Genomic DNA, 23,669 nt, shown 5'->3' on the forward strand with positions numbered 1-23,669 from the left:
TGGTGCGGCCGGCCGGGGCCGGCGCGGGACGGGTCGTGGCTAGGGGCCGGTGCGGGGCCGGGCCTGCGCCGTGCCCTGCTCGGGGACGATCAGCTGCGCGACGTCCTTGACCTGGCGCAGCACCGCGGCCTGGTGGCCGTCGGCGTCGTCGTCGAGCGCGTTCTGGATGGACAGCCCGACGAACATCGCGAACAGGGTCCGCAGCGTCGTCGAGACGAAGTCGGGGGGAAGGGTGTTGTCGGGGAACAGCCGCTCGAAGGTCTCCGTGATGACCTGGAGGATCCGCTCGTTCAGGTCGCGGCACAGCGGCCGCAGCTCGTCGTCGGTGCGGGCCGCCACCGCCAGCTCCATGAGGGCCTTGGCCGGACGGCCGCGGAACACCTCCCAGAGCAGGTCGAGCGCCCCCGACACGTTGCGCCGCTCCGCCGGCAGCACCGCGAAGGCCGTCTCGTAGGCCAGGCGCTGCGCCTCCAGCAGGTGCTCCAGCGCGGCCGCGACGAGGACCATCTTCGTCGGGTAGTGGTGCTGCTGCGCCCCGCGCGAGACGCCGGCGCGGCGCGCCACCTCCGTGGTGGACGTCCCGGACCAGCCGAGGTCCACCAGGCACTCCGTGGTGGCCTCCAGGAGCCTGGCCTGCGTGCGCGACCGGCGCTCCTCCTGCGTGCGCCGCCCGGAGGAACCGTGGCGGTGACGTCTGCGGCTGCTTACTGACACGCCTCCGAAGGTACGAGCGCGACATACATGCAATCAAGCCTGCATGTATGTTGCCCGCATCACAATTGGACATCGCGTCTTATTGATCTTCGCGGCCGCCCCGTACCGCGCCCGACGTACCCGGCGCCCCGCGCGGCCTCCCCGGGGAGCAGGCGCAGTGCATCTCCTGGCCCGACGACGGGCCCCCTGGCGCCAGGCCACGATCCCGGTCATGGGAAACGCAGCGGAAGCAAGGCGATCGATCGGCGAGGGCGCCGTCGCGGGCGGCGCCCGCACGGTCGGCCTCGGCAAGGTGTACGGGGCCGGCGCCATGGCGGTGCGGGCCCTCGACGACGTCAGCGTGGAGTTCCCGGCGGGCCGGTTCACCGCGATCATGGGGCCGTCCGGGGCCGGGAAGTCCACGCTCATGCACTGCGTCGCGGGCCTGGAGGACGCGACGTCCGGCAAGGTCTACGTGGGCGGCCAGGAGCTCGGCGCGCTGTCGGACCGCCGCCTGACCCGGCTCAGGCGCGAGCGGATCGGATTCGTGTTCCAGGCGTTCAACCTGCTCCCCACGCTGACCGCCCGCGACAACATCCTCCTGCCCCTGACCCTCGCGGGGGCGGGCCCGGAGCGGGAGTGGCTCGACACGGTCGTCCGCGTCCTGAAACTGGGGGACCGGCTGTCGCACCGCCCGTCCGAGCTGTCGGGCGGGCAGCAGCAGCGGGTGGCGCTGGCACGCGCCCTGGTCACGCGCCCGCAGATCGTGTTCGCGGACGAGCCGACCGGCAACCTCGACTCCCGCACCGGCGCCGAGGTGCTGGCGCTCCTGCGCGACGCCGTGGACCACCTGGGCCAGACCGTGGCGATGGTCACCCACGACCCGGTCGCCGCCGGGCACGCCGACGCGGTGGTGTTCCTCGCCGACGGCAGGATCGTCGACGTCATGGACGCGCCCACGCCCGACCGCGTGCTCGACCGCATGCGCGGACTGGGGGACCCCCGATGACCGGCCTCGTCCTCAAGGAGCTGTGGGGACGCAAGCGCCGCCTGGCGGGCTCCCTGGTGGCGGTCTTCCTCGGCGTGACGTTCCTGACCGGGACGCTCGTCCTCGGCGACACCCTCGCGGCGAGCATCGACGGGTACGTGTCCAGCGCGTACGGCGACACGGACGTGGTCGTGCGGAACGCGACCAAGGTGAGCGACGCGCCGTGGGGCGCGCGCGGGCAGATCGACGCGTCGGTCCTGGACAGGGTGCGCCAGGTCAAGGGCGTCGCCAACGCCGAGCCGACCATCGAGGGATCCGGGCAGCTGCTCGCCTCGGACGGCACGGTGATCGCGTCGCGCGGCCCCCGGACGGCGGGCAACTGGAAGACCGACCCGAAGCTCAACCCCTACCGGCTCGCCGAGGGGCGGGCGCCCCGCGCGCCGGACGAGGTCGTCATCGACAGGATGTTCGCCGACGAGGGCCACCTGAAGGTCGGCGACCGGACGGCGGTGCTCACGCCCGAGAAGGTCCCGGTGACCGTTGTCGGCATCAGCATGTTCGGCGACGAGGAGGCCTTCGGCGAGACGTCCTTCACGGCGTTCTCCCTCGAAGGCGCCCGCCTGCACGTCGCGAAGGGCGCCGACCGCATCAGCGGTGTCGCCGTCCGGGCCCGGGACGGCGTCGACCAGGCGGAACTGGCGTCCCGCGTGCGGGCGGCGCTGCCCGCCGGGGTGCAGGCCCTCACGAAGAAGGCGCAGGTCGAGGAGGGCATGAGCCTCGTCCAGAACGGCTTCCTGCGCGTGTTCCGGACCGTGCTGGCCGCGTTCGGCGGGGTGGCGCTGCTGGTCGCCGCGTTCAGCATCCACAACACGTTCGCGATCACGATGGCGCAGCGGACCCGCGAGTCGGCCCTGCTGCGCGCGCTCGGCGCCGGGCGCCGGCAGGTCGTCACCATCGTCGGCTTCGAGGCGCTGGTGATCGGCGCCGCCGCGACCCTCGCCGGGTTCGCCGGCGGGCTCGGGTTCGCCGCCCTGCTGCGCGAGCTGTTCATCCGGTTCCGCATCGGGATCGCGCTGGAGGGCCTCACCGTCGCCGCCACCACGATCATGATCGCGGTTCCCGTCGGGCTGCTGGTCACGCTGGCCGCCGCGCTCGGGCCGGCGCTCAAGGCGTCGCGGGTGCCGCCGCTGGCCGCGCTGCGCGAGGTCGCGGCCGAGGCGTCCCGCCCGACCGAGACCCGGCTCATCGTCGGCGGCGTCTTCGCGGCCGTCGCGGTCGGCACCGTCGCGTTCGGCGCGGTCACCGAGCAGATGGCGATGGCGGCCGCGGGCGCGGTGATGACCGTCGTCTCTATGGTCGTCCTCGGGCCCGTCGCCGCCCGTCCCGTCGCGATGCTGCTCGGCGGGCCCGCGGCGCGGCTGCGCGGCGTGCCCGGGACGCTCGCGCGCGACAACGCCACCCGCAGCCCGGCGCGCACGGCAGGCGCGGCGACCGCCCTGATGATCGGCGTCGGGGTCGTCACGCTGATGACGGTGTTCCTCGGATCGCTGCGCGCCTCTCTGGAGGACGGCGTCGCCGGGTCGTTCCAGGGCCCGATCGTCGTGGACGCGGGCACCAACGAGACCGGCGGGTTCGCCACCTCGCTCGTTCAGGAGGCGGCCAAGCTGCCTCAGGTGAGTGACGTCGCCGGAATGGGCAGGGGCAGCATGCGGGTGAACGGCAAGCCGTCCACCGTAAGCGTGGCCGACCCGTCCGGCCTGCGGCGCGTCCTCGACCTGGACGTTACTCAAGGCGGCCTCACCGACGCCGGTACGTTCGCCGTCTCGAAGAAGGCCGCGGACGACAACGGCTGGCGCGTGGGTACAGCTGTCGGCGTGACGTTCGCGGACGGCGCCTCACAGAGGCTCACCGTGGGCGCCGTCTACGACAACACCGACTTGACCGGCGACTACCTCGTCCCGCGAACGGTGTGGAACGCGCACACCAGGCAGCCTCTGGACACCAGGGCGTTCCTCGAGCTGAAGCCGGGCGCGTCGGTCACGTCCGCGCGGCAGGCCCTCGCCGTCCTGGCCAAGCCGTACGGGGCGCCCGCCGTCGAGTCGCGGGACGAGTTCGTCGCGGCGCAGACCGAGGAGATGGCCGGTTTCATCAGCGTCGTCTACGGGATGCTGATCCTGGCCATCGTCGTCGCGCTGCTCGGCATCGCCAACACGCTGTCGCTCGCCGTCCACGAACGGACCCGCGAACTCGGCCTGCTCCGCGCGGTCGGCGCGACGCGCCCGCAGATCCGGTCGATGGTGCGCTGGGAATCGGTCATCGTGGCGCTGTTCGGCACCGGCGGTGGCCTCGTCCTCGGGGTCTTCCTGGGCTGGGGCCTCGGCGCGGCCCTCGGCAACCCGTTCGCGCCGCCCGCCGCGCAGGTCGCGGTCATCGCCGTGGTCGGCGCGGTCGCCGGGGCGCTCGCCGCGATCCGCCCCGCCCGGCGCGCGGCGCGGCTGGCGATCCTGTCGGCCATCGCCGCACCCTGACGCGCCCGCCCCTCCCCGTTCCCCCGGCGCCACGCCGGGGGACGGGGCGTCCTCCCAGGTCGCGAGGCCGTCCCGGGGCGGGCCGCGTGTCGCGCCCTGGCCGTGGCTAAGGTAAGTCCATGCAGGTCAACCAGTCGGGCAAGCTGATCAACGTCTGTTACGACATCCGCGGGCCGGTCCTCAAGCGCGCCAAGCAGCTGGAGAGCGAGGGAAGCAAGATCCTCAAGCTGCACATCGGCAACCCGGCCCCCTTCGGGTTCGAGGCACCGCCCGAACTCCTCCAGGACATGATCCGCAACCTGCCGGAGGCGCACGGCTACAGCGACTCCAAGGGCATCCTCCCCGCGCGCCGCGCCGTCGTGCAGCGCTTCGAGGACAGCGGGGTCGCCGGCGTCGACGTCGAGGACGTCTACCTCGGCAACGGCGTCTCCGAGCTCATCGTCATGACGCTGCAGGCGCTGCTCAACGACGGCGACGAGGTGCTCATCCCGGCGCCCGACTACCCGCTGTGGACGGCGTCGGCGTCGCTGTGCGGGGGCACGCCCGTCCACTACCTGTGCGACGAGGACGACGGCTGGCAGCCGAGCCTGGACGACATCGAGTCCAAGATCAGCGACCGCACCCGCGCCCTGGTGATCATCAACCCGAACAACCCGACCGGCGCCGTCTACTCGCGCGAGGTGCTCTCGCGCATCGTCGAGGTCGCCCGCCGCCGCAACCTGATCATCTTCGCGGACGAGATCTACGACCGGATCCTCTACGACGACACCGAACACGTCCCGATCGCGTCCCTGGCCCCCGACCTGCTGTGCCTCACCTTCGGCGGGCTGTCCAAGAACTACCGCGTCGCCGGGTTCCGCTCGGGATGGGTTGTGCTGTCCGGCCCTAAGGAGCACGCCGAGTCCTACATCGAGGGCCTCGACATCCTCGCCAACATGCGGCTGTGCCCGAACGTCCCGGGGCAGCACGCCATCCAGGCCGCCCTCGGCGGCTACCAGAGCATCGACGACCTCGTCCTGCCCACCGGGCGCCTCGGCGAGCAGCGCGACCGCGCCTGGAAACTGCTGAACGACCTGCCGGGCGTCAGCTGCGTCAAGCCCACGGGCGCCCTCTACGTCTTCCCGCGCCTCGACCCGGAGATGTACCCGATCGAGGACGACATGCGCTTCGCCCTCGACCTGCTGGAGCAGCAGAAGCTCCTCATCGTCCAGGGGACCGGGTTCAACTGGCCGTCCACCGACCACTTCCGCATCGTCACGCTCCAGTACGCCGACGACCTGGAGGACGCCGTCGGCCGCATCGGCGAGTTCCTGTCGGCCTACCGCCGCTAGGACGGCGCCGCGGCGGCGTCGAGGCGCCGGAGCGCGCCGCGGACGACCGCGGGATCCGTGGTCGCCCAGAACGGCGGCAGCGAGTTCTTGAGGAAGCCGCCGTAGCGGGCCGTGGCGAGCCGCGGGTCGAGGACGGCGACCACGCCGCGGTCGTCCATCGAGCGCAGCAGCCGGCCCGCGCCCTGCGCGAGCAGCAGCGCCGCGTGCGTCGCCGCGACCGCCATGAACCCGTTGCCGCCCCGCGCCGCGACGGCCCGGGACCGCGCCGACGACACCGGGTCGTCCGGGCGCGGGAACGGGATGCGGTCCATGATGACGAGCTGCAGCGACGGGCCGGGGACGTCGACGCCCTGCCACAGCGACAGGGTGCCGAACAGGCAGGTCCGCTCGTCCTCGGCGAACTGCTTCACCAGCAGGGACGTGGAGTCTTCGCCCTGGCAGAGCAGCGGGTGGGACAGGTGGTCCTTCAACTCGTCGGCGGCCTGGCGCGCGGCGCGCATCGAGGAGAACAGGCCGAGCGTCCGCCCGCCCGCCGCCTCGATCAGCTCGGTGATCTCGGTCAGGTAGGCGTCGGCGAGGCCGTCCCGCCCCGGCTGCGGCAGATGCCGCGCGACGTAGAGGATGCCCGCCTTCGGATGGTCGAACGGCGAACCGACGTCGAGCCCCGACCAGACGACCTGGGTCTCCTCCTCGCCCTTCTCCGTCGCGGTCTGGGCGAGGCCCTCGGCGGCGGTCTTGGCGTCCCGTGAGCCGCCCTCGTCCAGCGGCGGCAGGCCCCACTGGCGGGCGAGCGGCTCGAACGACCCGCCCAGCGTGAGCGTCGCCGACGTGAGCACTGCGGTGCGCTGCTCGAACAGCGTCGTGCGCAGCAGCCCGCCGACGCCGATCGGCGCCACGTGCAGCGCCGGAGGCCGCTTCGGGCGCCCTTCCTGGACGAACGGCTTCTCCAGCCACACCACGTCGAAGCGCTGCGCCATCTCGGGCTGGAACGCCTCCAGGATCCGCACCGCCGTGTCGTGCAGCTCCTCCAGCGAGGACCGCGCCGCCTTGCGCGCGGCCATGTCGCCGGGGTCGGCGTCCTTCTTCTCCGGCCCGAGCGCCGTGACGCAGGCGTGCGCGGCGTCCCGCACGGACGCCAGGGTGTTGCCCAGGCCGCCGGACAGGACGTCCATACGGCCCGCGGGCATCTCCTCCAGCAGAAGGCCGAGCCCTTCGGCGGCCTCCTTGAGCCGGTCGGCGAGGTGCTCCTCGGTCAGGCGCCCGCACCGCCGCGCGGCCGTCTCCACCCCGGCCGCGCTCAGATCCCCGGTCGCGACGGAGGTGACCCGGTCGACCAGCTCGTGCGCCTCGTCCACGATCACCACGTCGTGCTCGGGCAGGACCTGGAACTCCTCCAGGGCGTCGATGGCCAGCAGCGCGTGGTTCGTGACGACGATGTGCGCCTCGCCCGCCTCCGCCCGCGCCAGCTCGGCGAAGCACTCGCTGCCCTGCGGGCACCGCTGCGCGCCCAGGCACTCCTTCGCCGTCACGGCGACCTGCCGCCACGCCTGCTCGCCCACTCCCGGCACCAGCTCGTCGCGGTCGCCGGTCTTCGTCTCCTCGGCCCACTCGTTCAGCCGCTTGACCTGGCGCCCGAGCGAGGACAGCTGCTGCGGGTCGAACAGGCTCGGCCCGCCGTCCTCCTCCTCGGGCACGCCCGTCTGCACCCGGTGCAGGCACAGGTAGTTGCGGCGCCCCTTGAGGATCGCGAACTTCAGCTCCGTCCCGAGCAGTGGCCCGAGGGCCTCCGCGAGCCGCGGCAGGTCGCGGTCGACGAGCTGCCGCTGCAACGCGATCGTCGCCGTGGACACCACCACCGTCGTCTTCTCCTTGACGGCGTGGCGGATCGCGGGGACCAGATAGGCGAGCGACTTGCCCGTCCCCGTGCCCGCCTGAGCGGCGACGTGCTCCCCGGACTCGATGGCCTTCTCCACCGCCTGCGCCATCGTCACCTGCCCGGGGCGCTCGGCGCCCCCGACGGACGCGACGGCCGCGGCGAGAAGGGTCGCCATGTCGGAAATCTGGGTCTCGCTGCCGGTCAGCAGATCAGGGGCGGGCACGTCGCCCAACGCTACCGCCCGCGGCCGACACCCGCGCCCCGTCCCGCGCGACCGCGTCCCGAATCACCCCGGAGTTATCCACAGTTCGGCAAGCCGCGACGGCCCTCCGCCGCCCCTGAGAACCTCGGCACATGACATCACTGGTGATCCGCTCCGCCCAGGACGCCATCGCGGCCGTCCCCTACCTGCTCGGCTTCCACCCCTCGCGCAGCCTCGTCGTCATCGGCTTCGAGGGGCGGTCCCGCGGCACATGCGCGATCCGGCTCGACTTACCGTCGTCCGGCGAAGCCGAACGCGTCGCCGCCGTCCTGTCGGGCAACGGCTTCGCCCGCTCGCTCCTGCTCGGGTACGGCCCGCCCGGCGAGGTGGCGGAGGCCGCCCGGCCCATGCGCGCCGCCCTGGCCGCCGCGGGCGTCCCCGTCGCCGAGGCCATCCGCGTCGCCGACGGCCGCTGGTGGTCGCTCACCTGCGACGACGTCTGCTGCCCTCCCGAAGGCACCCCGTATGACATCTCCGCCAGCGCCGTCGCGGCCCAGGCGACGTTCGGAGGCCACGTGGCCCTGGCCGACCGCGCGGAGCTCGTCGCCTCCGTCCAGCCGCTCGACGGTCCCGCCCGCGCCGCCATGCACCACGCCACCGAACGCGCCGAGCGGCGCTACCTGGCCCGCCCGCCCTCGTCCGCCGAGAACGACCTCGCCTTCGTCCTCACCCTGCTCGCCCGCGCCCGCGACGGCTCCCGCCCGACCGACGACGAGGTCGCCTGGCTCGGCCTCCTCCTCACCGACCTGCGCGTCCGCGACGAGACCTGGAGCCACACCGACGAAGATCCCACGGCCGCCGACATCGCCTTCTGGCGCGACATCGTCCGCCGCGTCGACCCCGCCCGCGCCCCGGCCCCCGCGTCCCTGCTGGCGTTCGCCGCCTACAGCGCGGGCGACGGCGGCCTGGCCAACGTCGCCCTGCAACGCGCCCTGGACGCCGACCCCGCCTACTCCATGGCCGTCATCCTTCGCGAAGTGGTCAACGCCGGTGTTCCCCCCGCCAAGATGCGCCCACGCACAATTACCGCGGGCTCACGGCCCGGGGCTGCCCGCTAACGGCCCGTGAATCAGACCCGTGGTCGCAAGCCCAAGTGCTTGCGGCCGACGGTTCACGGCCACGGGCCGACGGTAACCCGGCCACGGCCGAAGCCCGTGGCCCGTGGCCCACGAGAGGGCGCGGTCGGACGACCGAGCGAGAGGAGGGGAGAGTGTGATCAGCCGGCGGCGTCGAGGACCTCGCGGAGCTTGCGCGCGAAGGCTTCGGGCTGCCCGGCGTAGCCGGACTCGCCGCCGACGAAGCCGCCGTGGTGACTCGGGAAGACGGCCGGTCGCTGACCGAGCAGCTCGGCCATCGCCACCGAGGTGCGTGCGGTGAAGGTGTCCCCGGACTCTTCGCCCACCGCGATCACGATCCTTGTCGGTGCCGCGGTCAGCGCGCCGACGTCGGGCCGGTAGTCACTGACCGCCCACGACCGGTCGGACAGCAGCGGATCGTCACGGGACCCGTCGTCCTCGGCCGGCATCCCGAACGCGGCGGGGTCCGGGGCGGGCTGGACGAAGTAGTCGTCGGTGAACTCGCCCTGCCACGACGTCATCACGATGAAGGCCGCCATGCCGGCGCCCGAGCCCGCCTTCTCGTAGACGTCCCGGACGCCGGCCCGGGCGCGCTCGGCGGCCCGGGCGTCGGGGAGCACCGCGATGAGCGGCGGCTCGTGCGCCACCAGGGTGGTCACGCAGTCGGGGTGGGCGGTCACGAGCGCGAGCGCGGTCACCGCGCCGCCGCTGCTCGCGAACATCTCGACCGGCCCCGCGCCGAGCGCCTCGATGACCGCGTACACGTCGCCGGCCTGGATCTCGGGCGCCTGGTCGACGCGGCCGTCCCTGCGGACGCTGCGCCCGAGCCCGCGCGGGTCATAGGTGATCACGCTGCGGTCAGGGAAGTGCGACGCCAGCGCGCCGAAGCCACTGGCGTCCATGGGCTGCCCGATCATGAACAGCGGCGGACGCCCGCCGCCGCCCGGCAGCGGCCCGTGAACGTCATAGACGAGGTCGACCTCGGGAGTCTTGAGCACCTGCGTAGTCATGACCACATTGACTCCGGCCACCTCGAAAACTCATCGCCCCCAACACCACAGACCACCCCGGCCAGCGCCATCGACGTGCTCGAGCGTGTTCCTGCCAAGGAGGGCATCGACATCTCCGCCGAGATCCCAAGGTCCTCACCGTCGACGCCGTCCAGGCCTCGGACGTCGTCATCACCATGGGCTGCGGCGACACGTCTCCCGTGTTCCCCGGCAAGCGCTACCTCGACTGGCGGCTCGACGACCCGGCGGGTCGGGGCGTCGACGCCGTCCGTCCCACCCGCGATGAGATCCGCGCACGCGTCGAGGCGCTCGCCGCGGAGCTCACGGCCTGAGCTTCCGGCGGGTTCCCGCCCGGTCAGGAGGAGACGGCCTCGCCAGGGGCGCCGGGGTCGATGCGACGGTCGCGGTTGCGGTCGTTCCAGGCGCGCATGCGGGGCGGGTACCCGACGATCTGGACGTCGTAGACGGGCAGGCCGAGGTCGCGGGCCACCTTGCCGATGACCTTGGGAGAGCCGACGCGGCGGCGCGTCCACTCGCCGTCGTGGGCGACGGCGACGGCCGTGGTGTCGGTGGCGTACGTCTCGGGCTCGACGAAGAACTCGACGCCGCGGCGGGCGCGGGCGAAGGCGATCAGCGCCTCGATGTCGGAGTCCGTCGCCTCCCGGTCGAGCTTGGTGACCGTGGAACCGCGGTGCCTGCGGATCCCGAACCGATCCCGGAACCTCATCGTCAACCCCGTCGTCTGGTCCCGCCCGGAACCGCTCCGGAGCGGGCTTGCGGTGTACGACGATAACGAGGCCGGCGGCGCGCCGGTTCCCGACACAGCGGCGGCGACCCCGGCGGGCCGGGAGGCCGCGCCCTAGACTGGCGCCTTCGGGGGATCATCACGCGGGGGTGTCGATGAACGGGCCGAACCTTGTTCGGCGGGTGGCCGGGGCCGTGCTCGCGGTCGCGGTGTTCGGGTTCCTGAGCACCCTCACCCCGGCCCAGGGCAAGGTGAGGCCCGTCGCGCGGACCGAACCCCCCAAGGCCGGCCCCGGGCCGAGACCGGCGGCGCCCCCCAAGCCGCCGCCGCCCGACTGCGCGCGGGCCAAGTGCCTGGCGCTGACGTTCGACGACGGGCCCGCGGAGAGCACCGCGGAGCTGCTGGACATCCTCGCCGCCCGCAAGGTCAGGGCGACGTTCTTCATCGTGGGCGAGAACGCCGCGAGGCACCCGGAGCTGGTGCGGCGCGAGCTGGAGGCCGGGCACGAGATCGCCGACCACAGCTACACGCACGCCGACCTCGGAAGGGCGTCCAAGAAGAAGATCATGGCGGAGCTGACGCGGACGCAGGACGCGATCCGGCGGGCGTCGGGGGTCACGCCCGTGCTGCTCAGGCCGCCCTACGGGTCGACCTCCGAGCGGCTGACGAAGATCACGCGGGAGCTGGGGATGGCGCAGGTGCTGTGGACGGTCGACCCCCTCGACTGGGAGCACCGCGACACCGCCTACGTCGAGAAGCGGGTGCTGAAGGCGGCGCGGCCCGGCTACATCGTGCTGATGCACGACATCCATCCGACGAGCGTGCGGGCCGTCCCGAAGATCATCGACCGGCTGGCGGCCGAGGGGTACGTGTTCGTCACGGTGCCCGAGCTGTTCGGCGGGCGCCTGACCCCCGGGAAGGAGTACGTCCAGCGGAATTCAGGGGATCCTCAGGGTCTTCCCTGATGGCCCCGCGGCGGGGCCGCGCGGAGCATGGGCGTATGAACAGCAGCTACGCGGTGGGGGATCTGCGGGTCTCGGACGCCGAGCGTGAACCGGTCATCCAGCGGCTTCAGGACGCCTACGCCGAGGGGCGGCTCGACGAGGACGAGTTCGACCTGCGCGTGCAACTGGCGATGACGGCCAAGACGCGCAACGACCTCGGCGCCGTCCTCCTCGATCTGGTGCCCGCTCCCGCGGGGCCCGTGGCGGTCGAGGGCGAGGCGGCGACCGGCGAGGACCGGATGCTGGCCGCCGTCGCGCACGCCGTCGCCGTCCCCACGCTGTTCGTCGGCCCGCTCGTGCTGATGCTGCTGAGCGGCAAGCGGTCGCCCTACGTCCGGCGGCAGGCGGCGGAGGCCGTGAACTTCCAGGTGACGCTGCTGCTGCTCACGATCGTCACCTTCGGCGTCGGCGGGGTCGTGTACGCGGTGGCGTGGGTGCTGTCGGCGATCGCGGCGGTCTTCGCGCTGACCGGCCAGACGTTCCGCTATCCGTGGATCCTGCGCCTGGTGAAGTGAGGCGGGGCGCACGGGCCCGGTGTTGAACGCGGCTCGGGTTTGTCGGAGTACCCCTCCGGGGAGGGTTGTCGTGGTCGCGTCGTGCGCGACCGGCCGCCTCCAGGAGATGGAACGACGCCTATGTGCACGCCCGTGGGTTTATTCCCCTCTCTACCTGTGACTCCTTTAACGTCCGAGTTATGTGGACCATGCATGGGATGATCGATTAACTATGCGAGGGAGGGGTAGATGACGGAGCTTGCGATCAAGGGCGATCACCAGCGGGCGGTGGAGGCGCTCCGGAGGTCCTACCAGGCCATCCCGGCGGGCACGCCGGTGCGGTTGGCCAAGCGGACCTCCAACCTGTTCCGGTGGCGCGACCCCTCGGAGGCGCCCGGCCTGGACGTCTCCGGGTTCGACAAGGTGCTGAGCGTCGACCCGGACGAGCGGACCGCGCAGGTCCAGGGCATGACGACCTACGAGGACCTGGTCGACGCGACGCTGCCGCACGGTCTGATGCCGACGGTCGTCCCCCAGCTGAAGACGATCACGCTGGGCGGGGCGGTGACCGGGCTCGGCATCGAGTCGACGTCGTTCCGGGACGGGCTGCCGCACGAGGGCGTCCTGGAGCTGGAGGTCCTCACCGGCGACGGGCAGATCGTCACGGCCACGCGCGACAACGAGCACAAGGACCTGTTCTACGGCTTCCCGAACTCCTACGGGACGCTCGGCTACAGCCTCCGGTTGAAGATCGAGCTGCGGGCCGTCCGGCCCTACGTCCGGCTGCGGCACCTGCGGTTCACCGACGCGGCGGAGCTCGCCCGCGTCCTCGGGGAGATCACCGAGTCCGGGACGTTCGAGGACGAGACCGTCGACTTCATGGACGGGACGGTCTTCGGCGCGGACGAGCAGTACATCACGCTGGGCTTCTTCGCCGACTCCGCGCCCTACACCTCCGACTACACCGGCCAGAAGATCTACTACAGGTCGATCCAGCAGCGGTCCGTCGACTTCCTCACGATCCGCGACTACATCTGGCGCTGGGACACCGACTGGTTCTGGTGCTCGGGCGCGTTCGGGGTGCAGAACCCGACCGTCCGGAAGCTGTGGCCCGACAGGTTCAAGCGCTCCGACGTGTACCGCAAGCTGGTCGCCTACGACCGCCGGTACCACATCGTCGCGCGTGCGGAGCGCTGGCGGGGGCTGCGGCCGCGCGAGGACGTGATCCAGGACATCGAGGTCCCGGTCGAGCGGCTTCCGGAGTTCCTGGAGTTCTTCCACGACAAGGTGGGCATGGCCCCGATCTGGCTGTGCCCGCTGCGTGCGAAGGAGCGGTGGCCGCTGTACCCGCTGGACGTGGGCCGCCCCTACGTGAACGCCGGTTTCTGGGGCACGGTGCGGATCCCGCCAGGGCAGATCCCCGAGTACCACAACCGGCTCATCGAACGTAAGGTCGCCGCCCTCGACGGCCACAAGTCCCTGTACTCGACCGCCTTCTACGGCCGGGACGAGTTCTGGCGGTACTACGACGGGGAGACCTACCGGCGGCTCAAGGGGTCCTACGATCCCGACGGGCGGCTGCTGGATCTCTACGACAAGTGCGTGCGCGGGCGCTGACCAGGCGCCCGCAGTTCGGGGGAGCCCCGCGCGGGAGGCGGCCGATCCGCCGCCGCCCGGGCCGGGGCGAAGAGACAGGAGGAACCAAGATGACGCTGGCCAGGGTCTTCGAGCAGCTCGCCGGGGCTGAGGCGCCAGTGGAGTTCACGGCCTACGACGGATCTCGGGCGGGGGTGCCCGGCGCCGACATCCGTTTCGACGTGCGCTCACCGTACGCGGTCTCGTACCTGCTGCACTCGCCGGGCGCGCTGGGGCTCGCCCGCGCCTACGTCACCGGCATGATCGACGTCGACGGCGACATGATCGCGGCGTTGACCACGATGCAGCAGGTGCTCAGCGATGTGACGCCGCGCGACAAGGCGAGGATCGTCGGCGGGGTGCTGGGCGATCCGCTGCTGCGCGCCGCGGCGTCGCGCCGGCTGGACCCGCCTCCGCAGGAGGCGCCGTTCAGCCGGATCCCGTCGTGGCTCCGGCACTCCAAGAGGCGGGACGCGCGGGCCATCTCCCACCACTACGACGTGTCCAACACCTTCTACGAGTGGGTTCTCGGCCCGTCCATGGCCTACACCTGCGCGTGCTACCCGCATGAGGGCGCCACGCTGGAGGAGGCGCAGTTCGCCAAGCACGACCTGGTGGCCAAGAAGATCGGCCTGAGGCCGGGGATGCGGCTGCTGGACGTGGGCTGCGGCTGGGGCGGCATGGTGATGCACGCCGCGAAGGAGTACGGCGTCAAGGCGCTCGGGGTGACGCTGTCCAAGCAGCAGGCCGAGTGGGCGCAGAAGGCGATCGCCGACCGTGGCCTGTCGGACCTCGCGGAGGTCCGGCACATGGACTACCGCGACGTCACCGAGACCGGCTTCGACGCGGTCAGCTCCATCGGCCTCACCGAGCACATCGGGAAGAAGAACCTTCCGGCCTACTTCTCCTTCCTCCACGGGAAGCTGAAGAAGGGCGGGCGGATGCTGAACCACACGATCACGCGTCCGGACAACACGTCCCCGTCCCGCAAGGAGAACGGGTTCATCAACCGGTACGTGTTCCCGGACGGCGAGCTCGAGGGCCCGGGCTACGTCCAGTGCCAGATGAACGACGCGGGGTTCGAGATCCGGCATCAGGAGAACCTGCGCGAGCACTACGCGCGCACGCTCACCGGCTGGTGCGAGAACCTCGACGCGCACTGGGACGAGGCCGTCGCCGAGGTCGGTGAGGGCACCGCCCGCGTGTGGCGCGTCTACATGGCGGGCTGCGTGCTCGGCTTCAACCAGAACTGGATCCAGCTGCACCAGACGCTCGGCGTGAAGGTGGAGGACGACGGCACGAGCCACATGCCGCTGCGGCCCGACTGGGGATCGTGACGGCGTCACCGCTTCGACCGCCGACGAGCCGACCGGAACGTTCCGGTCGGCTCGTCGGCTTTCGGGGGTCAGGCTCGCGCCTTCTCCCAGGCCTCGCTGCTGAGGAAGTAGGTGTCGTAGATCTCCTGGACGTCCAGGAGGCTTTCGGGCGGGACCTTCCCGTAGGCGATGCGCTCCAGGTGGCGGAAGTACTCGAACCGCTCGACGCCGGGGGTGATGACGATGAGGATGTCGGCGTCCTCCCCGGGGGCGGCGGCGAAGGCGTGCGGCAGGCCGGGCGGGACGACGACGAGGTCGCCGCGTTCGGCGGTCACCACCTGCTCGCCCGAGAGGAGCTGGGCGGTGCCGTCCAGCATGTAGAACATCTCGGCGGAACCGTCGTGGCGGTGCGGTTTGGCGCCGTCGGCGCCGGCGCCCAGGGTGACGCGCTGGGTGGACAGGGCGCCGCCGGTCGCGCCGCTGTCGGCCAGCAGCCGGATGGTGACGGGGGAGCGGCCGATCACCTCGGCCTCGGCGGAACGGACGATCACGGACTCGTCGAAGTCCGGTGAGATCAGCGACATGCGGTGGGCTCCTTCTCCGGGTCGGAGGGGTCAGATGGCGAACAGCAGGGCCGCGCTGACGAGCACGGCCACGGCGGTGGCGAAGTGGATGCCGAACGCGACGGCCTTGGTGCCGCCGTGGCGCAGCACGATCAGGGTGTCGCCGAGCGGCGCGATGGCCACGACCAGCATGTACCAGGCCGCGGCGTCGGCGTCGGCGAAAGCGATCAGGGCGAGGCCGAGGACGCCGAACGTCAGGTCGCGCAGCCCCTTGATCGTCAGGTAGGCGCCGTCGCCGTCGGCCTTGGCGGGGACGCCGTAGCCGGTGGCCGCGGCCTGGGGCGCCGTGAGGAACCGGACGCCGATGAGGACGCAGAACAGGGCGAGGACGATGGCCAGTCCGTAGGCGACAGGGGTGAGCATCAGCGTCTCCAGAAGTGCTAGCGGTGCTAGGAACGAGAACGACGCTAGCATAGCGTCGACAGGATGGCTAGCAATGCTAGGATCACTGCCATGTCGATCCAGGGACGCCGGGAGCGCGAGCGGGCCGAACGCGAGAAGCTGATCATCACGGCGGCGCGGGAACTGGCCGAGAGCGAGGGGTGGGACGCGGTGACGACGCGGCGGCTCGCCGCGGAGATCGAGTACAGCCAGCCCGTCCTCTACAGCCATTTCAAGGGCAAGGGCGCCATCATGGCGGCGGTCGCGGTCGAGGGGTGCGCCGAGCTCGCGGCCGAGTTGCGGGCGGCGCGCACCGCGGCGCCCGGGCCCGGCGAAGCGCTGGCGGACGTCGCGGCGGCCTACACCGACTTCGCGGAGCGCAGGCCCGCCCTCTACGACGTGATGTTCGTCAGGGACGTCGACCTGCCGTTCGCGACCCCCGAGGCGCCGCCCGCGCTCCAGGAGGCCTTCGGTGAGCTACGCGAGAGCGTCCGGCCGTTCGCGGGCGGGGACGACGTGGACGTGCTCACCGAGACGTTCTGGAGCGGCCTGCACGGGCTCCTCATCCTGATGCGCGACGGGCGCATGCACCGCGAGCACCACGAGCTGCGCGTGGCCGTCCTGCTCCGCCGCTTCGCCGCCTGATCCCGCCCGTCGCGGGCCGGGCCGGTCAGCCGGCGGTTGCGCGGCCCGCGCTGGTGGCCTTGATGAGGCCGTCGGGGGTGAAGGCGACGGTCACCTGCCCGCCCTGCGGGGAGATGCCCTCGACGACCTCCTCGGACTCCCTGATCCGGCACCCGTGGTGGGCGAGGTATCCGCTCACGACGCGGCGCTGCTCGGTGGGGAAGACCTCGGCGGCGGTCATCATCAGTCGCGTCGCCGAGAGCGGGTCGAACTCGGGCTTGGGCAGGGCGGGGTCGTCGACGTGGAAGTAGAACGAGCCCTTGCCGTCGTTCACGCGGCAGCTCTGCACGCCGCCGCCGCCGAGCAGCGCGGCGGCGGCGATGGCCATGGTGGTCGCGGCCTGGTGCGGTTCGGGGAAACCGGACAGGTCCAGCCGTCCCGCCGCCAGCTCCGGGACGGCGTGGCGCTCGCCGTGCTCACGGACGGCCGCCAGCGGTGCTACGGCGGGCACGCTCTCGCCGAAGTGGGGGTTGGCCCACGCCCACAGCCACGTGTCGCTCAGGTGCGAGAAGCTGCCGAGGAACGTCATGCCGTGGAAGGTGCGGCCGCCCGCGGTGAGGGTGCGTGCGTCGACGTCGAAGGCGATGTGAACCTCCCCGACGGCCTCGTTGAGGAGGTTCTGCCGCTGGATCGCCGCGGCCGACCCGGCGCTGGCGAACATGGTGAACTCCGGGCTGTAGCCGCTGAGCCCGTTCGGGAACTCCGTCCAGAACCGGGCGCGGGGCTCGTCGCCCCGGCGCCGGTAGAGGTCGCCGAGCCTGCGGGCGGCCTGCTCGGCGCCGGCCTCCTGCACGGACCTGCGGAACCAGCCGATTGCGGTGTCCTGGTCCCCCGCCTGCTCGAAGTGCGCGCCGAGGCAGTAGGCGGCCTTGGGGTGCCCGAGGTCGGCGGCCTGCCGCCACGCCTGGAGCGACCCCGCGGGGTCGCCCTTGTCCTGCCGCACGAACCCGAGGTTGAACGCGGCGCCGCCGTTGCCGCGTTCGGCGGCGCGGGTGTACCAGGTCTCCGCCGCGTCGAGGTCGCCCTTCCCGTCGTCGTCGTACAGGCGGCCGAGGTTGAAGGCGGCCTTGTCCGAGCCGAGATCCCACGCCCGGCGGAAGAAGCCCATGGCCTCCTCGACGTCGCCCCGGTTCTCCAGGAGGATGCCGAGGTTCAGGGTGCCGCCCGAGAACCCGCCCTCGGCGGACCGCCGGTACCAGCGTTCGGCGGCCTCCAGGTCGCCGGCCCGCTCCGCGCCGTAGCCGACCTCGAAGGCGCTCTCGGGGAGCCCCGCCTCGGCGGCGCGGCGCCACCACGCCAACGCCTCCCCGTCGTCGCCGCGTTCCGCCGCGATATGGCCGAGCTCGTGCGCGCCGCCCGGATGCCCCGCTTCGAACGCCTGCCGCAGCAACCGCTCGGCCTCCGCCAGGTCACCGCCGCGTTTGGCCTCCATGCCGCGCTCGTACGGTTCGACTCCGGCCGGGTGTTCGGTCATCGCACGCCCCCTCTGGGTGATCACGGATTCACGGGATCGACGCCGCGCGCGCGATCCGGGTTCCATCGGCGCGCGAACAACCGAAACCGCTACGCACGCATGGACGGGCGGACCCTCCCGGTGGTAAGCCCGGGGGAAGAGCGGGCCGTGCCGCGGCCCGTGGAGAGCGGGAGCCCCCCATGGAACACGACTATGTCATCGTCGGCGCCGGGTCCGCGGGGTGCGCCCTGGCCGCCCGGCTCTCCGAGGACGCCTCCGTCACCGTCGCCCTCCTGGAGGCGGGCGGGCCGGACGACAAGAGCGAGATCCACATCCCGGCCGCGTTCCCGAAGCTCTTCAAGACCGAGTACGACTGGGACTACAGCACCGCCGCGCAGCCGGAGATGGACGGGCGCGAGCTGTACTGGCCGCGGGGGAGGATGCTCGGCGGGTCGTCCTCGCTGAACGCGATGATGTGGGTGCGCGGCCACTACGACGACTACGACGACTGGGACGTCCCCGGCTGGTCGTACGAGGACGTCGTCCCGTACTTCAAGCGGGTGGAGGGGCGCGTCGGCAGCAACAAGGGCGACGTGTACGGGACGTCCGGCCCGGTCACGATCTCCGAGCAGCGCAGCCCGAACGTGACGACGCGGGCGTTCCTGGAGGCGTGCGCCGCGTCCGGCCTCAACCGGCTGCCCGAGCTGAACGGCCCGTCCAACGAGGGGTACGCGCTGACGCCGGTCAGCCAGCGGCGCGGCAGGCGGTGCAGCGCGGCCGACGCGTACCTGCGCCCCGCGCGCAAGCGGCCCAACCTGACCGTCGTGACGGGCGCGCAGGTGTCGCGGGTCCTGATCGAGGACGGCCGCGCGACCGGCGTGGAGTACGGCGGGGAGCGCGTCACGGCGCGCCGGGAGGTCGTCCTGGCCGCGGGCGCCGTCGGGTCGCCGCACCTGCTGATGCTGTCCGGCGTCGGCGACCCCGAGCATCTGCGGAGCGCCGGAGTCGAGCCGCTCGTGGAGTCCCCGGAGGTGGGCCGCCACCTCCAGGACCACCTGTCGGTCGGCGTCGTGCGGCACTGCCCGAGGAAGGTCACGCTCGCGGGTGCGGAGTCGCTGCCGAACATCGCCCGCTACCTGCTCGCGCGGCGCGGGCCGTTCACCTCCAACGTGGGCGAGGCGGTCGTCTTCACCAAGAGCGACTCCGCGCTGCACGCCCCCGACCTCGAACTGATCTTCGCGCCGGCGCCCTACGTCGCGCACGGGCTCACGCCGCCGGCCGAGCACGGCGTGACGCTCGGCGTCGTGCTGCTGCGTCCCGAGTCGTCCGGGCGCGTCGCGCTCGCCTCCGCCGACCCGGCCGCGCCGCCGGTGATCGACCCCGGCTACCTGACGGAGGAGAGCGACCTGCGGCGGCTGATGCACGGCGTCCGCCGCGCGGAGGAGCTGCTGGCCGCCGACGCGCTCAGGCCCTTCGTCGGCGACGTCATGGAGCCGTACGTGGGGGCCGGCGACGAGGAGGCGCTTGCCGCGTACGTCCGGGGGCACGCCGAGACGCTCTACCACCCGACCGGCACGTGCCGGATGGGCACCGGCGCCGACTCCGTCGTCGACCCGGACCTGCGCGTCCGCGGCGTCGACGGGCTCAGGGTCGCGGACGTGTCGGTCCTGCCGCAGATCACCCGGGGCCACACCAACGCCCCCGCGATCATGATCGGTGAGAAGGCCGCCGACCTGATCAGGGCGCGAGCCAGCTGAGCACGCGCTCGTTCACCTCGGCGGGGCGGTCCAGCTGGAGGAAGTGGCCGGCGCCGCCGATCCGCTCGGCCCGCGACCCCGGCGGGAGGGCGGCCCGGACGGCGTCGAGGTCCACCGCGTCCGCGGCGAGGCAGCCGTCCTCGGCGCCGTGCAGGTAGAGCACGGGGCGCTCGCCCACGACGGTGGTCGCCCGCTGCTCGGCCGCGTACCGGTCGACGAGCCGGGACGGGTCGAGCATCGCGCGGTAGTACCCGATCGCCGCCGCCGCGTTGGCGGGCGCGGCGAGGCACTCCATGACGCGGTCGACGTCCCCGGACCGGTCGCGGCCGTCCGCCGGGGACCAGTCGCGCCACAGCCCCTCGACGAACGCGCGGTTCAGGGCGAGCTCGGCGAGCGGCGTCTGGAAGACGAAGATGTAGAACGAGCGCTTGAGCTGCTCGTAGTCGAAGAACGCGGTCGTCATCACCGATATGGGCGGGACGGACAGGGCGACGGCCGTGCGCCAGCGGTCGGGGGCGGCGTTGGCGGCGCCGTAGGTGGCGAAGGCGCCCCAGTCGTGGCCGACGAGCACGGCGTCGGGGCCGCCGCCGAGGGCCTCGTGGAGGGCGACGGCGTCGGCGGCGAGCGCGCCGCTCTGGTACGCGCCGTCCTCGGGGACGGACGTGGGGGCGTAGCCGCGCATGAAGGGGGCCACGGCGCGGTATCCGGCGGCGGCCAGTTCCGGCATGAGGTGCCGCCAGGTGTGCGGGGAGTCTGGGAAGCCGTGCAGCAGCAGCGCCAGGGGCCCGTCCTGGGGGCCGGCGGCGAGGTATCCGAAGTCGAGCCCGTTGGCGTTGACCGATCCGGTCGTGATGTCGCCCATGTACGCCTCCTCGGTTCGCGGCGAAACGGTACCCGCGGCTCCGCGGCGCGGGATCGGCGGGACCCTTGCTCTTCGGATATCGGCGTATCGCCATGTATTTACAGCGGATTCCGCAGTCACATAGCATCGATGCAACTGGATCGATCGCAGCGAGGGAAACGTGATGACGGAGTCGGACGTGACCAGCCAGCAGCACGACGCGATGCAGAGGGCGGCGCGCGACCATCTGTGGATGCACTTCGCGCGGCACGCGGCGTCCGGGGACGGCGGCGAGATCCCGGTGATCGTCCGGGGCGAGGGCCCCTACGTGTACGACTCGGCGGGCCGCCGCTACCTGGACGGGCTCGCCGGGCTGTTCACCGTCCAGGCCGGGCACGGGCGCGAGGAACTGGCGCAGGCCGCCGCCAAGCAGGCCGCCGAGCTGGCCTACTTCCCGATCTGGTCGTACGCGCATCCGAAGGCCGTCGAGCTGGCCGAGCGGCTCGCCGCCCTCGCGCCGGGCGACCTGAACCGCGTCTTCTTCACCACCGGGGGCGGCGACGCGGTCGAGAGCGCGTGGAAGCTCGCCAAGCACTACTTCAAGCTCACCGGGAAGCCGGGCAAGCACAAGGTGATCAGCCGCGCGGTCGCCTACCACGGCACCCCGCACGGCGCGCTGTCGATCACGGGCCTGCCGGGCCTGAAGGCGCCCTACGAGCCGCTGGTGCCGAGCGGCTTCCGGGTGCCGAACACCAACATCTACCGGGCCGCCCAGCACCGCGACGACCCCGAGGCGTTCGGCCGGTGGGCCGCCGACCGGATCGAGGAGGCCATCGAGTTCGAGGGCGCCGACACCGTCGCCGCCGTGTTCCTGGAGCCGGTGCAGAACGCCGGCGGCTGCTTCCCGCCGCCGCCCGGCTACTTCGAGCGCGTCCGCGAGATCTGCGACAGGCACGACGTCCTGCTGGTGTCGGACGAGGTGATCTGCGCGTTCGGCCGCCTCGGGACGATGTTCGGCGCGCAGCGCTTCGGCTACACGCCCGACATCATCACCTTCGCCAAGGGTGTGACGTCCGGGTATGCGCCGCTCGGCGGGATGCTCGTCGCCGACCGCCTGTTCGAGCCGTTCAGGGGCGGGACGGAGATGTTCGCGCACGGCTACACCTTCGGTGGTCACCCGGTGTCGGCCGCGGTGGCGCTGGCCAACCTCGACCTGTTCGAGCGCGAGGACCTGACCGGGCACGTCACGCGCAACCGGGACGCGTTCCGGGGCACGCTGGAGCGGCTGCGCGACCTGCCGATCGTCGGGGACGTGCGCGGCGACGGCTACTTCTACGGGATCGAGCTGGTGAAGGACCAGGAGACGCGCGAGACGTTCGACGACGAGGAGTCCGAGCGCCTGCTGCGCGGGTTCCTCGACAAGGCCCTCTACGAGGCGGGCCTGTACTGCCGGGCCGACGACCGCGGCGACCCCGTCGTCCAGCTGGCGCCGCCGCTGATCTGCGACCAGGGGCACTTCGACGAGATCGAGCAGATCCTGCGCTCGGTCCTCCAGGAGGCGTGGACGCGGTTGTGAGGGCCGCCGGGCCCGGGTGCGCGCTCCGGGCCCGGCGGACTAATGTGAGGCGCGTCACCCGGCCGTCAGTGTGCGCTTGCATCTTTACTTTGAGAGGGTGCATGTAAACCGAATCGGGTTCGGACGTGACGAGGTGGTGGGCGCGTGCTCAAGGTCGACGACATCAACCTGACGGACTGGGAGTTCTGGCGGCGGCCGCACGACCACCGGCACGAGGCCTTCAAGGCGCTGCGGTGGCACGCCGGCCTCATCCGGTACGAGGAGCCGGACATCGTCATCGCCCCCCAGGGCCCCGGCTACTACGCGCTGACCAGGCACGCCGACGTCGTCGAGGCGTCCCGCCGTCCGCAGGACTTCTGCTCCGGCCGGGGCGCCATCAGCATCCCGGACATGCCGGGCGACATGCACGAGTACTTCGGCTCGATGATCAGCATGGACGACCCCCGGCACGCCAAGATCAGGCGGATCGTGTCCCGGGCGTTCTCGCCCCGCATGATCCAGCGGTTCGAGGACCGGGTCGAGGCGGTCGCGGGCCAGATCGTCGAGAACGTGGCGGCGGGCGGCGGCACGGGCGACTTCGTCGCGGACGTGGCCGCCCGGCTCCCCCTGAAGATCATTTGCGACATGATGGGGATCGCGGAGGAGCAGTACGGGACCGTCCTGGACGCCACGAACGTCATCCTGGCGGGCAACGACCCCGAGTTCATCCCGTCCGCGGAGCCGGAGCAGATGGCGATGGCGCTGCTCGGCGCCGGCGAGACGCTGCGCGGCCTGGTCGAGGAGCTCGGGCGGCGGCGCCGCGCGAACCCCACCGACGACCTCACCTCCGCCCTGGTGAACGCCAACCTCGACGGCGAGTCGCTGACCGACCAGGAGCTCGGCTCGTTCTTCATCCTGCTGGTCGTCGCCGGCAACGAGACCACCCGCAACGCGATCGCCCACGGCCTCGACCTGTTCACCCGCAACCCCGACCAGCGGGCCCTGCTCGTCGAGGACTTCGACGCCCGGATGCCCGGCGCGGTCGAGGAGATCGTCCGGTACGTCTCGCCGGTCATCTGGATGCGCAGGACCGCGACCCGCGACACCGTGCTGAACGAGCACGAGATCAAGGAGGGCGACAAGCTCGTCCTCTACTACTGGTCGGCCAACCGGGACGAGTCGGTCTTCACCGACCCGGAGCGGTTCGACATCCTGCGCGACCCGAACCCGCACGTCGGGTTCGGCGGGCCCGGGCCGCACTTCTGCCTCGGCGCGCACCTGGCCAGGCGCGAGATCACCGTGATGTTCCGCGAGCTGCTGCGCCGCGCCCCCGCCATCCGCGCCGCGGGCGACCCCGACCGCCTGGAGTCCAACTTCATCAACGGGATCAAGCGCCTGCCCTACACGATCTGAGCCC

Annotated in this window: 21 protein-coding genes; 13 read left to right on the top strand and 8 right to left on the bottom strand. The window is 72.3% G+C overall.

Features of this window, described 5'->3' with window-relative positions; all coding sequences use genetic code 11:
- Window positions 1-39 precede the first annotated feature (39 nt).
- Window positions 40-714 carry a TetR/AcrR family transcriptional regulator gene (locus BJY14_RS32525; RefSeq protein ID WP_179847101.1) on the bottom strand — a complete coding sequence of 225 codons (675 nt, stop codon included), beginning with the start codon at window positions 712-714 and terminating at the stop codon, window positions 40-42.
- A 211-nt stretch (window positions 715-925) separates the two neighbouring features.
- On the opposite strand from BJY14_RS32525, the gene BJY14_RS32530 reads away from it, so the two are divergent.
- The 3 genes from BJY14_RS32530 to BJY14_RS32540 all read left to right on the top strand — a co-directional run bounded on the left by BJY14_RS32530 (window position 926) and on the right by BJY14_RS32540 (window position 5,540).
- Window positions 926-1,702: an ABC transporter ATP-binding protein gene (locus BJY14_RS32530; RefSeq protein WP_179847102.1), complete on the top strand. Its 777-nt coding sequence runs from the start codon at window positions 926-928 to the stop codon at window positions 1,700-1,702.
- The gene (locus tag BJY14_RS32535) at window positions 1,699-4,209 is read left to right on the top strand and encodes an ABC transporter permease (protein WP_179847103.1); all 2,511 of its coding nucleotides are present in this window, start codon (window positions 1,699-1,701) and stop codon (window positions 4,207-4,209) included. The genes BJY14_RS32530 and BJY14_RS32535 overlap by 4 nt, the downstream gene beginning before the upstream one ends.
- A gap of 119 nt (window positions 4,210-4,328) precedes the next feature.
- Window positions 4,329-5,540 (top strand): pyridoxal phosphate-dependent aminotransferase, encoded by a 1,212-nt coding sequence (locus BJY14_RS32540; protein ID WP_179847104.1) that lies wholly within the window; start codon window positions 4,329-4,331, stop codon window positions 5,538-5,540.
- On the opposite strand, the gene BJY14_RS32545 is transcribed toward BJY14_RS32540, so the two are convergent.
- Window positions 5,537-7,591 (bottom strand): ATP-dependent DNA helicase, encoded by a 2,055-nt coding sequence (locus tag BJY14_RS32545; RefSeq protein WP_179849780.1) that lies wholly within the window; start codon window positions 7,589-7,591, stop codon window positions 5,537-5,539. The two genes, BJY14_RS32540 and BJY14_RS32545, sit on opposite strands and share 4 nt — an antisense overlap.
- Window positions 7,592-7,770: 179 nt before the next feature.
- Between BJY14_RS32545 and BJY14_RS32550 the strand changes: the two genes are divergently transcribed.
- On the top strand, window positions 7,771-8,736 hold the full coding sequence (locus BJY14_RS32550) for a DUF4192 domain-containing protein (RefSeq protein ID WP_179847105.1): 966 nt from the start codon (window positions 7,771-7,773) through the stop codon (window positions 8,734-8,736).
- Window positions 8,737-8,894: 158 nt separating this feature from the next.
- Here BJY14_RS32550 and BJY14_RS32555 read toward each other — a convergent pair whose 3' ends face one another.
- A complete protein-coding gene (locus BJY14_RS32555; RefSeq protein ID WP_179847106.1) occupies window positions 8,895-9,764 on the bottom strand; it encodes an alpha/beta fold hydrolase in 870 nt (289 codons plus the stop codon).
- A 176-nt stretch (window positions 9,765-9,940) separates the two neighbouring features.
- Here BJY14_RS32555 and BJY14_RS32560 point away from each other — a divergent pair, with 176 nt between their 5' ends.
- Window positions 9,941-10,096, top strand: a complete 156-nt coding sequence (locus tag BJY14_RS32560) for a low molecular weight phosphatase family protein (protein ID WP_446678448.1) — start codon at window positions 9,941-9,943, stop codon at window positions 10,094-10,096.
- Between the two features lie 23 nt (window positions 10,097-10,119).
- Here the strand turns inward: BJY14_RS32560 and BJY14_RS32565 are convergent, their stop codons facing one another.
- Complete coding sequence (locus BJY14_RS32565; RefSeq protein ID WP_179847107.1) at window positions 10,120-10,491, bottom strand: hypothetical protein; 372 nt, start codon at window positions 10,489-10,491, stop codon at window positions 10,120-10,122.
- A 173-nt stretch (window positions 10,492-10,664) separates the two neighbouring features.
- Between BJY14_RS32565 and BJY14_RS32570 the strand changes: the two genes are divergently transcribed.
- The 4 genes from BJY14_RS32570 (at window position 10,665) to BJY14_RS32585 (ending at window position 14,979) form a co-directional block, all read left to right on the top strand.
- Window positions 10,665-11,474 (top strand): polysaccharide deacetylase family protein, encoded by an 810-nt coding sequence (locus BJY14_RS32570; protein ID WP_179847108.1) that lies wholly within the window; start codon window positions 10,665-10,667, stop codon window positions 11,472-11,474.
- A 35-nt stretch (window positions 11,475-11,509) separates the two neighbouring features.
- Window positions 11,510-12,028, top strand: coding sequence for a DUF1707 and DUF4870 domain-containing protein (locus tag BJY14_RS32575; RefSeq protein WP_179847109.1), 519 nt, complete (start codon window positions 11,510-11,512; stop codon window positions 12,026-12,028).
- A gap of 228 nt (window positions 12,029-12,256) precedes the next feature.
- Window positions 12,257-13,624 carry an FAD-binding oxidoreductase gene (locus BJY14_RS32580; RefSeq protein ID WP_179847110.1) on the top strand — a complete coding sequence of 456 codons (1,368 nt, stop codon included), beginning with the start codon at window positions 12,257-12,259 and terminating at the stop codon, window positions 13,622-13,624.
- An 89-nt stretch (window positions 13,625-13,713) separates the two neighbouring features.
- Entirely contained in the window at window positions 13,714-14,979 is a 1,266-nt protein-coding gene (locus tag BJY14_RS32585) for an SAM-dependent methyltransferase (protein WP_179847111.1), read from the top strand.
- Window positions 14,980-15,047: 68 nt separating this feature from the next.
- On the opposite strand, the gene BJY14_RS32590 is transcribed toward BJY14_RS32585, so the two are convergent.
- Complete coding sequence (locus tag BJY14_RS32590; protein WP_179847112.1) at window positions 15,048-15,542, bottom strand: cupin domain-containing protein; 495 nt, start codon at window positions 15,540-15,542, stop codon at window positions 15,048-15,050.
- Between the two features lie 30 nt (window positions 15,543-15,572).
- The gene (locus BJY14_RS32595; RefSeq protein ID WP_179847113.1) at window positions 15,573-15,944 is read right to left on the bottom strand and encodes a DUF4267 domain-containing protein; all 372 of its coding nucleotides are present in this window, start codon (window positions 15,942-15,944) and stop codon (window positions 15,573-15,575) included.
- Window positions 15,945-16,034: 90 nt separating this feature from the next.
- Between BJY14_RS32595 and BJY14_RS32600 the strand changes: the two genes are divergently transcribed.
- Entirely contained in the window at window positions 16,035-16,607 is a 573-nt protein-coding gene (locus BJY14_RS32600) for a TetR/AcrR family transcriptional regulator (RefSeq protein ID WP_179847114.1), read from the top strand.
- 25 nt (window positions 16,608-16,632) lie between these two features.
- Here BJY14_RS32600 and BJY14_RS32605 read toward each other — a convergent pair whose 3' ends face one another.
- A complete protein-coding gene (locus tag BJY14_RS32605) occupies window positions 16,633-18,120 on the bottom strand; it encodes a tetratricopeptide repeat protein (protein WP_179847115.1) in 1,488 nt (495 codons plus the stop codon).
- 179 nt (window positions 18,121-18,299) lie between these two features.
- On the opposite strand from BJY14_RS32605, the gene BJY14_RS32610 reads away from it, so the two are divergent.
- A complete protein-coding gene (locus tag BJY14_RS32610) occupies window positions 18,300-19,856 on the top strand; it encodes a GMC family oxidoreductase (protein ID WP_179847116.1) in 1,557 nt (518 codons plus the stop codon).
- On the opposite strand, the gene BJY14_RS32615 is transcribed toward BJY14_RS32610, so the two are convergent.
- A complete protein-coding gene (locus BJY14_RS32615; RefSeq protein WP_179847117.1) occupies window positions 19,837-20,718 on the bottom strand; it encodes an alpha/beta fold hydrolase in 882 nt (293 codons plus the stop codon). The two genes, BJY14_RS32610 and BJY14_RS32615, sit on opposite strands and share 20 nt — an antisense overlap.
- Before the next feature lie 163 nt (window positions 20,719-20,881).
- Here BJY14_RS32615 and BJY14_RS32620 point away from each other — a divergent pair, with 163 nt between their 5' ends.
- Together BJY14_RS32620 and BJY14_RS32625 are read left to right on the top strand one after the other, a co-directional pair.
- The gene (locus BJY14_RS32620) at window positions 20,882-22,273 is read left to right on the top strand and encodes an aspartate aminotransferase family protein (protein ID WP_179847118.1); all 1,392 of its coding nucleotides are present in this window, start codon (window positions 20,882-20,884) and stop codon (window positions 22,271-22,273) included.
- Window positions 22,274-22,417: 144 nt separating this feature from the next.
- Window positions 22,418-23,665 (top strand): cytochrome P450, encoded by a 1,248-nt coding sequence (locus tag BJY14_RS32625; RefSeq protein ID WP_179847119.1) that lies wholly within the window; start codon window positions 22,418-22,420, stop codon window positions 23,663-23,665.
- Window positions 23,666-23,669 lie beyond the last annotated feature (4 nt).

The sequence above is a fragment of the Actinomadura luteofluorescens genome (assembly GCF_013409365.1).
Taxonomy (GTDB): Bacteria; Actinomycetota; Actinomycetes; order Streptosporangiales; family Streptosporangiaceae; genus Spirillospora; species Spirillospora luteofluorescens.